Here is an 11,803-nt window from a genome sequence, read left to right on the forward strand (position 1 = left end):
CCTGACCCACCGCCATCGCAGGCAAGCCAGCTCCCACACTTATTTGTGCCAGACCTGAATCTTGTGCCCGCCACCATTCAACTGTGGGAGCCGGGCTTGCCCGCGATGGCGGTGGGTCAGCTGAGGATTTACTCACTGACCCACCGCTTTCGCGAGCAAGCCCGCTCCCATATTTTGTTTTGAAGTGTGCTTGCTGGCGTGTTCGCTTAGCTGCTCGGCGTCATTGCTTGCGTCAGGTCATCCACCACGGCTTTGCCCATCTCACACAGGTAGTGTGCGGCCCAGGCGTATTGTTCGCCGCGTACATCCATGGCGGCTTCCATAGCGAGTTTCTTGGAGTAAAACAGCAAGGTGGAGGCGTGTTCAAGGCTTCGCTGAGGCTGATGCGCCATAGCCGAATTCCAGCAATAAACGTCCAGTGTTTTTATCTGTAGGAACGGTCTGCCATGACGAATTTTGATGGCTGGGCTGATGAGGTTTCGCTTTTTAGAAAGTGCTGAGTTTAGTTAAATATCCGCTCTAACTACCGTAAAGGATTGCGATGAACATAAACGTCAGTAATTTTCGCCAAGAGGTTTCTAAGGTCAGGCTTTCAAAAAAAGCTTTTGAGGAACTATTAAGTGCAAAAAAAATTATCGAATCCGAAATTCAGGATAGTCGATTTGATGCGAAGCCTGCCTATATAAATCCACTGCTATTGCCCGTTCTTAGCGAGGAACTACATAGAATACGAAACATGATTGATCACGAGAGTCATGTCTTGATCCTCGATGGCTTTAAGGTCGAAGAGCTTGCAAGCTTCAAATCGCTGGTGTGGACATTCGGTTCTTTACTAGGTAAGCCAATGGTGCAGAACCATCTCGGTCACAAGGTGATTGAGGTTTATGACCGAGGTGGTAAGAGCATTGAGGAAGGTGCGAGATACCATCAAACCCGTCAAGGTGCCTACGTACACAATGATGGGGTGAGCGACCCACTGCCTATCGATTACTTGATCTTAGCTTGCGGACAGAAAGCGCTTTTAGGCGGGGAGAGTATTCTCATTGATGCAAGCTCTGTTTATGCGGAACTGATGGCGTTCCCGGAAATACTGGAAGAACTCAAATGTGACTTCTTTTTTGAGAATCGCGGCATGTCAGATGAAGAGCAGTTGTTTAAAGCTCCCATCCTGAGTTTTTCAAGTGAAGGTGTTCCACTGATTAGATACTTTCGAGTCTACATAGAGTCGGCTCATTTGAAGGCAGGAGTGCCGTTAACAGTGGCTCAATCCCAAGCGCTGGACTTTCTAGATACCGTTCTCGATCAATCATCGGTTCAGCATCGAGTACTGCTGGAGCCAGGACAGGTACTTATTTCGGCCGATAACAAGTTTCTTCATACCCGGACACACTTCATTGATATGAGCGCCCCACGTTCCGAAATCAATGATACTGAGCCTTTGAGCGATCTGAATCGCTATATGCTACGGATGTGGTTACGCAAACAATGATGCCCCGATGTTCATAACGTAAGTCCTCAAATATCCGCCATAAGCCGAGCCCCATGGACAACTCCGATATCGCGATCACGCTGGTCTTGATCTCTGCCTTCATGCACGCCACCTGGAACGCAGTAGTCCGCGCCGGTAGCAGTCGCTTCATGACCTTGGCCATGGTTGATGGTACCGCGCTAGTGATATGCCTGCTGGCCTTGCCATTTGTCAGTGTGCCGAGCCTGGAGGTTGGGAGCTATATCCTCGTCTCCGTGATGCTCAATACGGTCTATAGGCTATTTCTGATCAAGGCGTATGAAACGGGTGACTTTGGCCAGGTTTATCCCGTGATGCGTGGGGTACCGCCCGTATTGGTCGCGCTGTTTTCCTACTTTCTGCTGCATGAGCAGTTGTCACTTCAGGCGTTGACCGGAGTGTTGCTGATTTGTGTGGGGATTATCAGCCTGACTTTTGTGCGCAGGATGACGGCGCAGATGTTCAAACCGATCCTGATGGCGGTGTGCGCCGGTGTGTTTATTGCGTCTTACACGGTGGTGGATGCCAAAGGTGTAAGAGCGAGTGAGACGGTAATGCAGTACATCATCTACCTGACAGTGTTCCAGAGTATTCCGATCCCTGTGCTGGCGTATTCCAAAGAGCGTTCAGCCTTGGCTCAAGCAATACGTGGGCATTGGCGAGTAGGCCTGTTAGGCGGTGTTTTTTACCTGGCGTCTTACGGATTGGTGTTGTTTGCGTTATCGCTGGATGCGGTCGCCAAGGTCTCAGCGCTGCGGGAAACCAGTGTTATTATCGGCGCCATTATTGCCGCGCTGTTCTTTCATGAACGGTTCGGTTGGCGACGGATGCTGTCGGCATTCGTCATTGTTTGCGGGATCATCTTGATCAAAGTGAGCACCTGATGGCCCAGCGTCCGCCTCCCACACCCATGCTTCAAGCGTTCGTCAGCGCAGCTCAAACGGGTAGTTTTGCGCGTGCTGCATCTGAGCTCAACCTCACCGCCAGTGCCATCAGCCATCAAATTGCGGGCCTTGAGGAGTGGTGGGGCGTGCAGTTGTTTGAGCGGCACTCGCGCGGTGTGAAGCTGACGGCAGCGGGGCAGGCCTTATTGCCGGTAACCGACGGATTTTTCAAGGCGCTGGACGGGGTGCTGCATTCGCTCAACCCCGGTAAATCCCAGCCGTTGTACCTCTCATGCACCTCTTCCCTCTGTTCGACTTGGCTGATTCCCAGAATGCACGGCTCTCACACTGAGGCCTCGTTCAACATTGACCTGGTGTTGATCAGCGCTGACATGAGCGGCGCCAGCCTGGAGGCTCATCAATACGATGTTGCGGTGGTGATGGGGTACGGCGACTACCCGGATCATCATGTTGAACTGCTGATGCGCGACGCGGTGTTCCCCGTTTGTTCGCCGGAGTTTCTGCGGTTGAAGGGTGATATTGCACTGGAAGATGTCGCCCGGTACCCGCTGATCCATCGGGTGGACGATCAGGTGTGCCCGGGGTGGGAAAGCTGGTTTGCATTTCAGGGGCTGGCGGCGCCGCCTTATCACCATGGGCCGCGATTTCCGGATTCGAGCCAGGCGATCAGTCTGGCGGTGAAGGGCACAGGGATTGCGCTGGGCAGAACTGCGTTGGTGTACGACCAATTGGAAGGCGGCACGTTGGTTGCGCTGAATAGCCCAGTGATGATGTCGCCAGCGGCCTACTACATTATTTGCCGAAACGGACGACAGTCGGAGCCCGATATCGCTCGGTTAATTGCTTGGCTCAAGAGCACCGCGGGTGAGTTTTTGCGGGAAGTGCGGGCTCGGTATCCGCAAATAGCCGGGGCTGGTGCGGTTTAGAAGTGGAAGGAGCAAGCTTCCTCCCACATTCCGATCGTTCCCACGCTCCGCGTGGGAATGCATCCTGTGACGCTCGCGTCACGACTTCAAGAGCGGACGCAGAGCGTCCAGGGCGGCATTCCCACGCAGAGCGTGGGAACGATCTGCGATCTAGCCTTTAGCTCGTTGGGGTCATTGCCTGCGTCAGGTCATCCACCACGGCTTTGCCCATCTCACACAGGTAGTGCGCGGCCCAGGCGTATTGTTCGCCGCGTACATCCATGGCGGCTTCCATGGCGAGTTTCTTGGAGTAAAACAGCAGGGTGGAGGCGTGTTCCAGGGCTTGCTCGATGGGCATGCCGGAGTTGACGCGGAACAGCGGTTTTTGGTTTTCGCCGTAGTCGCCGAAGGTGACGACGCCGAGGGTGGTGATGGATGAAAGGGGTGGATCGGGGACGATTTTGCTCATGATGATTGCTCTCTGCTGAAGTAGAGCTGCCACATCACATCGCTAAACATGAAGAGGGTGGCAGCTGTGTGCAGGTTAGCGATCCGGGCCAGAGCGCATCCCGGGTAGACTCGAAAGTCTCCCGCACACAGCCGCCATAAAACGCTAAAAGCTGACGAGAGCCAGCTGATACTGTTGGGGGCAGTGTTACGCCTGAAACTCGGATCGCTAAACCCGATCGCTGATGAGCAGCGAAGTCAGGAGGCTAGTGACCCAAACGGTAAGGCGCAATAGGGTAGAGAGTCTCTAGGAAATGTCCTGCAAATTAAAGCGAATCTTCGCTGATGGCCTTTTAATCCGCAGGACCACAACCTCCGCGTCTCTTTGCTAAGCGACGCGTATTTCTACTTTGCTTGCTCTTCTCACCAAGCAGTATCACTACAGGCATAACCGCACCTTTTTAAGCAGTGACAGTGAGATACACATCGTCCATTTTTTCTAAGAAAGTCTGATAGGTCGATGGTTAAATAAGCATGGTTGCCATCAGGTTGTTCCACCTTGCCCCTGAATATCTTTGAGCAGTTGCTCTTATGTCTATAACAAAGCAAGCCAGCCCTCGAGGTCTTCAGGGGCAGCCTATTGTCACTTGGCCTTAAGTGGGAGAGGCACTCTTAAAGCTCAATCGAGTAGAAGAATCAAGTAGATCAAGTGCGGTGGATGTATCTTGGAATACTTGCATGCTTACCTTGTCTCCTTTATTTAAAGAAAGCTCAACTGTTAAGCCTAGATAAGTGTTGTTTCCACCTCCGGTAGCATTTTTAGAGTCATTCATTACCTCCACGCCATTCACGTTGACTCTAATTAATCTTGTGCCAATTGAGTTGGCAGTAAAGTTGGCGTTGGCGGTTACGGTGTACCTATTGGTGATAGGGGCGGTGATGTAAGTTGCGTGTGTTGGATCGTGTAGGGCGCTAGGATCAAAAATGGCCGCAGTGAAATCGACATCGGTCAGCACGCCCTGAGTAATTGATTGCTTAGTATTTAGACCTATCACGCAACTGAAGTGCTCTTGTTGTGGAATGGCTTCGATATCATCTTGGAAGAGGTTTCCTTCAGCGTGAAAGTTATAAGCGTTCATGTTGTCAAGGCCGAATTTAATATAAGGGCGGCCATTGGATGCAGCGTAATTCCCATACCCTTTAAAGCCAGATGAACGCACATTCAGCTTCTGCTTACCAGCAACAGAAGACGTGAACGTAGCAAAGATGTTAGTGATGGTGAAGTTTTTATTGCTGACTCGGTTGAATGAGCAAGAGTCTATATTGTGCACGCAATGGTTAGGGTTTAAAGTGGCATCCGGTGCATTGCTCGCGCTTACCCACACATCAGCAATACCATTGTTCTGCTCAAAGTAGACGCCGTTAAGGTTAGCACCTACGCCACCTTGCACACCGCAGTCCTGGAACAATAGGCCGAAACCTTTACCGTCTCCATCGATTCCATTACCTTCTATATCTCCGCCGTAGAAGTTAATGCAAGAACCTTTAACAAAGGCGGCACCATACGTTTTATTGCCAGCAATTTGGCAGCCAATAAAGTCAAGTCCATTGGGGGCTGTGCTATTGATAAGCCTAGGGCTACGCTGTTCAGCAATAAGCCCTCTGTTATTCCAATGGATAATAATTTTTTGAAATGAAGAGAAGTCCGCATCCAGAAGCTTTAAACCAACATCCAGCAGGGTGAGTTCAATGTCTTGCATGAAAATATGCTGGCAAGTATCTTGGTAAAAGCCAATAGACCCAGATGCCTGATTGCCCTTAATGGCGAATCCGGAGAATACTTGAAACATTTGCGATGGGATTTTTCCAGAACCTGTGCCGCCAGTAACCTTTATACAAGCGTCGGTGCCCGTAAATTCAAAGCGGCACGTTTGGATGCCGCTTCCGCGCATATCAATTTTGCGGGTGTCAGTGAATTCTGTGGAATCACTAAGATCAAAGTTTAGAGTTTTGCTAATAAGGTATTTGCCGGAAGGGATACGGATTTCAATACCGGCTGTTATTGCAGCATTAATGCAGTTTTGAAATGCAACTGTATCGTCTGTTTTTCCATCACCTTTACAACCGAACTGACGTGGATTGTAATAAGGAAGACTCGACGCTTTCCACCGTCCGCCATCGGTTGGATTAACCAAAATTGTTCCTCCATTATCAGCAGAAACAGTGTCGGTTGGATCCAGTTGATAATCTACGCCACCGCCTCCCGTAAAGGGAGTCGTACCATAGTCAAATGTACGAGCATACGGTGCGCCGGTATTAGACAATTGGCGAATAGCAGTTGCGCTTTTACTGGGCAGGATGACATTTAGTGACTCTGAAGTTTCTGGGGTGCCTTGTGGTTCTAGGGAGCCTGGTTCTCCATTTGGAGAAAAAACAGATGAATCTGTCATGCTATACATCCTGTAGTAATTTGATATTGAATATAAAGCAACCTTTCTTGAGTAAACAAGAAGAAAGCACGTTATGTGTCATCTATATATTGCTTCGAGCAAGATCAACTGCGCACCTCAGTCCGAAAACCTCATCTCCCTTGTCGTCCCCATCAACAACCCCGCATTCTGCTCCGTCACTTCCCTGATGTAATCCCACAACAACGTAATCCGTTTCAGCTTCCGCAAATCCTCCCGGCAATACATCCAAAACTGCCGCGTAATCGCAATCTGCTCCCCCAGCACCGGCAACAACCGTGGGTCCTGCGCCGCCAAAAAGCACGGCAATATCGCCATCGACCGGCCCTGCTGCGCCGCCACGTACTGCGCGATCACGCTGGTACTGCGCAAACTCGCGCTGGCGCCGGGCACCACATTGGCCAGGTACAACAGCTCCGAGCTGAACGCCAGGTCATCCACGTAACTGATAAACGGATGCTCGGCCAAATCCGCCGGTTTGCGGATTGGCGGGTGCTGGTCGAGGTAGTCCTGGGTCGCGTACAGCTGCAGTTTGTAGTCGCACAGTTTGCAGCACACGTACGGCCCGTGTTCCGGGCGCTCCAGGGCGATCACAATGTCGGCTTCGCGCTTGGACAGGCTGATGAAGTGGGGCAGTGGCAGGATATCCACCGAGATTGCCGGGTAAGTGTCGACAAAGTGGCTGAGCTGCGGCGTAACGAAAAAACTGCCGAAACCTTCGGTGCAGCCCATGCGCACATGCCCGGACAGCGCCACGCCAGAGCCGGACACCTGCTCGCAGGCCATGTGCAACGTGCTTTCGATGGACTCCGCATACCCGAGCAAACGCTGGCCTTCGGTGGTGAGCACGAAGCCGTTGGTCCGGGATTTTTCGAATAACAATGTGCCGAGCGACACTTCCAGTGAGCTGATGCGCCGTGACACGGTGGTGTAGTCCACCGCCAGGCGCTTGGCGGCGACGCTGGCCTTGCGGGTGCGGGCCACTTCGAGGAAAAACTTCAGGTCATCCCAGTTCAGGGAGCCAAGCGAGGTGATGTTTTTTTGCATATTGGACCGGCTTTTATGTGCGTTCTTATTAGAGATTTGCACATCTATACTCCAAAAACAGTCCGAACGCCTCATTTCCCAAGGCGGTTTACGCGCCTTGTCTCTGCATAAATATAAGATTGGAGACCACATGAACGCTTCTGCCGATATTTCCGTGCAACAGGTCAAGTTGCTGATCAAGGGCGAATGGGTCGAGTCCAAGACCACCCACTGGCAAGACATCGTCAATCCGGCCACCCAAGAGGTGCTGGCCAAAGTCCCTTTCGCCACCGCCGATGAAGTCAACGCCGCCATCGACGCTGCCCATCAAGCTTTTCAAACCTGGAAGCTCACGCCGATCGGTGCACGCATGCGCATCATGCTCAAGCTGCAGGCCTTGATCCGCGAGCATTCCAAGCGCATCGCCTTAGTCCTCAGCGCCGAGCAGGGTAAGACCATTGCGGACGCCGAAGGCGATATTTTCCGTGGCCTGGAAGTGGTCGAGCACGCGTGCTCCATCGGCACCTTGCAGATGGGCGAGTTCGCTGAAAACGTCGCCGGTGGCGTCGACACCTACACCCTGCGTCAGCCCATCGGCGTGTGTGCAGGCATCACGCCGTTCAACTTCCCGGCAATGATTCCACTGTGGATGTTCCCGATGGCGATTGCCTGCGGTAACACCTTCGTCCTCAAGCCATCCGAGCAAGACCCGCTGTCGACTATGTTGCTGGTAGAGCTGGCGCTGGAAGCCGGTGTGCCGGCCGGCGTGCTCAACGTGGTGCACGGCGGCAAGGATGTGGTGGATGCGCTGTGCACCCATAAAGATATCAAGGCAGTATCCTTCGTCGGTTCGACCGCCGTGGGCACCCACGTTTATGACCAGGCCGGCAAACACGGCAAGCGCGTGCAGTCGATGATGGGCGCCAAGAACCACGCCGTGGTGCTGCCGGATGCTAACCGCGAACACACGCTGAATGCCCTGGTCGGTGCGGGTTTCGGCGCGGCGGGCCAGCGTTGCATGGCCACCTCGGTGGTGGTGCTGGTGGGCGCGGCCAAGCAGTGGCTGCCGGATTTGAAAGCGCTGGCGCAAAAACTCAAGGTCAATGCCGGCAGCGAAGCGGGCACGGATGTCGGCCCGGTGATCTCCAAACGCGCCAAAGCCCGTATCCTGGAACTGATCGAAAGCGGCGTGAAAGAAGGCGCCAAGCTGGAGCTGGATGGCCGCGACATCAAGGTGCCGGGTTTCGAGCAAGGCAACTTCGTCGGCCCGACCCTGTTCTCGGGCGTGACCACTGATATGCAGATCTACACCCAGGAAATCTTCGGCCCGGTGCTGGTGGTGCTGGAAGTCGCCACGCTGGATGAGGCCATTGCGCTGGTCAACGCCAACCCGTTCGGCAACGGCACCGGCCTGTTCACCCAAAGTGGTGCGGCGGCGCGTAAGTTCCAGAGCGAAATCGATGTAGGCCAGGTCGGCATCAACATCCCGATTCCGGTGCCGGTGCCGTTCTTCAGCTTCACCGGTTCCCGTGGTTCCAAGCTCGGCGACCTCGGCCCGTATGGCAAACAAGTGGTGCAGTTCTACACCCAGACCAAAACCGTCACCAGCCGCTGGTTCGACGACGACACGGTCAACGATGGCGTCAACACCACCATCAACCTGCGCTGATTTGGGGAGACGACCATGAAGATTGCATTTATCGGCCTGGGTAACATGGGTGCGCCCATGGCCCGCAACCTGATCAAGGCTGGCCATGCGCTTAACCTGTTTGATTTGAACCAGACAGTGCTCAAGGAGTTGGCCGAACTGGGCGGCGCCATCAGCGACTCGCCGCGTGATGCGGCCAGTGGCGCGGAGCTGGTGATTACCATGCTGCCGGCCGCTGCCCATGTGCGCAGTGTGTGGCTGAATGAAGACGGCGTACTCGCTGGCATCGGCAAAGGCGTGCCTGCGGTGGATTGCAGCACCATTGACCCGCAAACTATTCGCGATGTGTCCGCGGCAGCGGCAAAGCAAGGCGTGGTGGTGGCGGATGCGCCAGTCTCCGGCGGCACCGGTGGTGCGCAAGCCGGGACGCTGACCTTCATGGTCGGCGCCACCCCGGAGCTGTTCGCTACCTTGCAACCAGTGCTGGCGCAGATGGGCCGCAATATCGTGCATTGCGGCGACGTCGGCACCGGCCAGATCGCCAAGATCTGCAACAACCTGTTGCTCGGCATCAGCATGGTCGGCGTCAGCGAGGCCATGGCCCTGGGCGATTCACTGGGCATCGACACACAAGTGCTGGCCGGCATCATCAACAGCTCCACCGGGCGCTGCTGGAGTTCCGACACCTACAACCCATGGCCGGGCGTGATTGAAACTGCGCCGTCGTCCCGTGGGTATACCGGTGGTTTCGGCGCCGACCTGATGCTCAAAGACCTGGGCCTGGCCACCGAAGCCGCGCGCCAGGCCAAGCAACCGGTAATCCTAGGCGCCGTGGCCCAGCAGTTGTATCAATCGATGAGTCAGCGTGGGGAAGGCGGCCTAGACTTCTCGGCCATCATCAACAGCTATCGCAAACCCAAGTAGGGGTGTTTCCGAGAGCCCGCGTCGGGCGGGCTTTCGGGTTTTTGCCGGTTACCACAGTGGCTTTTCGTAGCTGACGATCAAGCGTGTTTCGTCTATATCGCTTTCAAAGTTGGAGCGCATCATTGCGTTGCGTAAGCGGACTTTGACGTTTTTCAGGGTCGGATTCTGGAAGGCATAGCTCACATCGATATCCCGCTCCCACTCACGCCCTTGCGAACGGCCAGGCCCTCGGTCGACGTTGCTGCCCGATGCATAGCGCGTGAACATGGAAAGGCCGGGAACGCCCAGCGCGGTGAAGTCGAAGTCGTAGCGCACTTGCCAGGACTTTTCATCCTTATTGGCGAAATCGCTGTACTGCAGAAAATTCACCAGTGTGGGATAGCTTCCTCTTACAGCGGCGTAGCCTGTGTTGCCTGACATGGTTTGGTAGGCCCCACCCAATTTATGCGCCCCCCATGAGTAGGTCAGCATCGCGCCCACTGCGGTGTTGTCGATGTTGGTGTGGCCGTTATCGAGAGAGCGCGTGTAACGCAATTCACTTTTCAGGCTTTGGTTCTCGGCGACCGGATAGGTATGTTGAAGGCTGCCCGCGTGCTGGGTGTAGAGGTTGTCCAGCGTGCTGTAGTAGTAGCTGGCGGTGAGTTGTTTGTTGACGGCGTAACTACCGCCTGCAAAGTCGAATGCATTGGATTGATTCTTCCCACGCACCACGATATTCCTGCGTGCGCCGGTGGCGACCGCTAACGCTTCATAGTGGGTTGAGTCGACCTGGTTGACGTGGGTAATTCTGCCCACGTCCAGCGTCAGGTCTTTGAGTTCCTGGGAGCGCAGGTGTGCGCCCCTGAAAAGCTGCGGCTGCAGGCGGCCAACGTTTTTTTCCAGTATCGGAAGCGTCGGTGGGGCCAGCGCACCCACTTTCAGCGTCGTTTGGGAGGCCCTGAATTTTGCCGTAAAGGCAGCTTCGCCATAGCTGTCTTCGGCTTTGCCGGATTGGCGCACCGGCAATAAGCCGGAGCGGGTTCGGTCTGCACTCGAATCGAGCTTAAAGCCCGCCATGGCGAGGACATCTACCCCCATGCCTACGGTGCCATCGGTAAACCCGGACTCAATGTGCAATGCGAAGCCTTGTGCCCATTCCTCGCGCTTGGACTGTGCGGCATTGGGCTCGCGATAATCGCGGTTGAAGTAAAAGTTTTTCAGTTCCAGCTTGCCGGTGCTGTCGTTGATGAAGTCAGCAAAGGCAGAGGGTGCGAGAAAAATGCAGATATTCAGCGTGCATATTTTGGTCAGAACGTTCACTTAGGCAGCCTGCGTGAGAGAGAGGACTCATCGCAGGGTGCTTTAAGGGGGACGGACTCACGCTAGGACTAAGCTGAAGTCAGCCAGGGGTTGTCTGATGTGACTTACGCAAACACAAAATACTTACGCACGGTCTCGACCACTTCCCACGTGCCTTTCATGCCGGGTTCCACCACAAAGATATCCCCAGCGCGCAGGTGAATCGGCGCCATGCCTTCGGGGGTGATCACGCAGTAGCCTTCCTGGAAATGGCAGTATTCCCACTTCACGTATTCCACGTACCACTTGCCCGGCGTGCAGATCCAGGTGCCCATGATTTTGCTGCCGTCTTCGCTGGTGTAGGCGTTGAGGTTGACGGTGTGCGGGTCGCCCTCGAGCTTTTCCCACTTGCAGGCATCCAGGACAGGTAGCGGGTGGGTGTCGCGCAGTACGGTGATGGGCTTGGACATGACGGCTCCGAGGCAGGGAATGGAAGCGTCCACCCTAAGGCCTGGGGCGTTGGGCCAGTGGTCTGAACTCGACATCGGGATGCCCAGAAGCGCAGGTGCGTCGTGATTCACCAGGCGCCGCAAACCCCTGTGGGAGCCGGGCTTGCCCGCGATAGCGGAGTGTCAGGTGCTGGAGATGCAAGCTGTGCCGCCGTCACCGCGGGCAAGCCTGGCTCCCACAGGGAA

General features: G+C 54.7%; 11 protein-coding genes and 1 pseudogene. 6 read left to right on the forward strand and 6 right to left on the reverse strand.

Annotated features, from left to right (window positions below; all coding sequences use genetic code 11):
• Positions 1-183 (forward strand): hypothetical protein (locus BLV67_RS33185; RefSeq protein WP_208604513.1); only part of this gene is annotated, 183 nt, incomplete at its 5' end.
• 23 nt (positions 184-206) lie between these two features.
• Here BLV67_RS33185 and BLV67_RS28485 read toward each other — a convergent pair.
• Positions 207-377 (reverse strand): annotated as a pseudogene (locus tag BLV67_RS28485) (DUF3077 domain-containing protein); the annotation flags it as partial.
• 164 nt (positions 378-541) lie between these two features.
• Between BLV67_RS28485 and BLV67_RS28490 the strand changes: the two are divergent.
• The 3 genes from BLV67_RS28490 to BLV67_RS28500 are packed head-to-tail and all read left to right on the forward strand — an operon-like array spanning position 542 to position 3,338.
• Entirely contained in the window at positions 542-1,489 is a 948-nt protein-coding gene (locus tag BLV67_RS28490) for a TauD/TfdA family dioxygenase (RefSeq protein ID WP_065930496.1), read from the forward strand.
• 53 nt (positions 1,490-1,542) lie between these two features.
• On the forward strand, positions 1,543-2,391 hold the full coding sequence (locus BLV67_RS28495) for an EamA family transporter (protein WP_065930497.1): 849 nt from the start codon (positions 1,543-1,545) through the stop codon (positions 2,389-2,391).
• Positions 2,391-3,338, forward strand: coding sequence for a LysR substrate-binding domain-containing protein (locus BLV67_RS28500; RefSeq protein ID WP_065930498.1), 948 nt, complete (start codon positions 2,391-2,393; stop codon positions 3,336-3,338). The genes BLV67_RS28495 and BLV67_RS28500 overlap by 1 nt, the downstream gene beginning before the upstream one ends.
• Positions 3,339-3,495: 157 nt before the next feature.
• On the opposite strand, the gene BLV67_RS28505 is transcribed toward BLV67_RS28500, so the two are convergent.
• From BLV67_RS28505 to BLV67_RS28515, 3 genes are all read right to left on the reverse strand, one after another.
• Entirely contained in the window at positions 3,496-3,786 is a 291-nt protein-coding gene (locus BLV67_RS28505; protein ID WP_017137974.1) for a DUF3077 domain-containing protein, read from the reverse strand.
• A gap of 631 nt (positions 3,787-4,417) precedes the next feature.
• Positions 4,418-6,214, reverse strand: coding sequence for a glycosyl hydrolase family 28-related protein (locus BLV67_RS28510; protein ID WP_163005478.1), 1,797 nt, complete (start codon positions 6,212-6,214; stop codon positions 4,418-4,420).
• 117 nt (positions 6,215-6,331) lie between these two features.
• Complete coding sequence (locus tag BLV67_RS28515) at positions 6,332-7,279, reverse strand: LysR family transcriptional regulator (protein ID WP_065930500.1); 948 nt, start codon at positions 7,277-7,279, stop codon at positions 6,332-6,334.
• A gap of 130 nt (positions 7,280-7,409) precedes the next feature.
• Between BLV67_RS28515 and BLV67_RS28520 the strand changes: the two genes are divergently transcribed.
• Together BLV67_RS28520 and mmsB are read left to right on the forward strand one after the other, a co-directional pair.
• On the forward strand, positions 7,410-8,927 hold the full coding sequence (locus tag BLV67_RS28520; RefSeq protein WP_069788227.1) for a CoA-acylating methylmalonate-semialdehyde dehydrogenase: 1,518 nt from the start codon (positions 7,410-7,412) through the stop codon (positions 8,925-8,927).
• Positions 8,928-8,942: 15 nt separating this feature from the next.
• The gene (mmsB, locus tag BLV67_RS28525; protein WP_069788226.1) at positions 8,943-9,830 is read left to right on the forward strand and encodes a 3-hydroxyisobutyrate dehydrogenase; all 888 of its coding nucleotides are present in this window, start codon (positions 8,943-8,945) and stop codon (positions 9,828-9,830) included.
• A gap of 48 nt (positions 9,831-9,878) precedes the next feature.
• Here mmsB and BLV67_RS28530 read toward each other — a convergent pair whose 3' ends face one another.
• Complete coding sequence (locus tag BLV67_RS28530) at positions 9,879-11,129, reverse strand: OprD family porin (protein WP_069788225.1); 1,251 nt, start codon at positions 11,127-11,129, stop codon at positions 9,879-9,881.
• 104 nt (positions 11,130-11,233) lie between these two features.
• Positions 11,234-11,578 carry a cupin domain-containing protein gene (locus BLV67_RS28535; protein WP_003194115.1) on the reverse strand — a complete coding sequence of 115 codons (345 nt, stop codon included), beginning with the start codon at positions 11,576-11,578 and terminating at the stop codon, positions 11,234-11,236.
• Positions 11,579-11,803 lie beyond the last annotated feature (225 nt).

Source organism: Pseudomonas salomonii (genome assembly GCF_900107155.1).
Lineage (GTDB): Bacteria > Pseudomonadota > Gammaproteobacteria > Pseudomonadales > Pseudomonadaceae > Aquipseudomonas > Aquipseudomonas salomonii.

Bases quoted from the DNA above. Each gene is read 5' to 3' on its own strand.
- BLV67_RS28490 (WP_065930496.1), top strand. From the start codon at position 542: ATGAACATAAACGTCAGTAATTTTCGCCAAGAGGTTTCTAAGGTCAGG.
- BLV67_RS28495 (WP_065930497.1), top strand. From the start codon at position 1,543: ATGGACAACTCCGATATCGCGATCACGCTGGTCTTGATCTCTGCCTTC.
- BLV67_RS28500 (WP_065930498.1), top strand. From the start codon at position 2,391: ATGGCCCAGCGTCCGCCTCCCACACCCATGCTTCAAGCGTTCGTCAGC.
- BLV67_RS28505 (WP_017137974.1), bottom strand. From the start codon at position 3,786: ATGAGCAAAATCGTCCCCGATCCACCCCTTTCATCCATCACCACCCTC.
- BLV67_RS28510 (WP_163005478.1), bottom strand. From the start codon at position 6,214: ATGACAGATTCATCTGTTTTTTCTCCAAATGGAGAACCAGGCTCCCTA.
- BLV67_RS28515 (WP_065930500.1), bottom strand. From the start codon at position 7,279: ATGCAAAAAAACATCACCTCGCTTGGCTCCCTGAACTGGGATGACCTG.
- BLV67_RS28520 (WP_069788227.1), top strand. From the start codon at position 7,410: ATGAACGCTTCTGCCGATATTTCCGTGCAACAGGTCAAGTTGCTGATC.
- mmsB (WP_069788226.1), top strand. From the start codon at position 8,943: ATGAAGATTGCATTTATCGGCCTGGGTAACATGGGTGCGCCCATGGCC.
- BLV67_RS28535 (WP_003194115.1), bottom strand. From the start codon at position 11,578: ATGTCCAAGCCCATCACCGTACTGCGCGACACCCACCCGCTACCTGTC.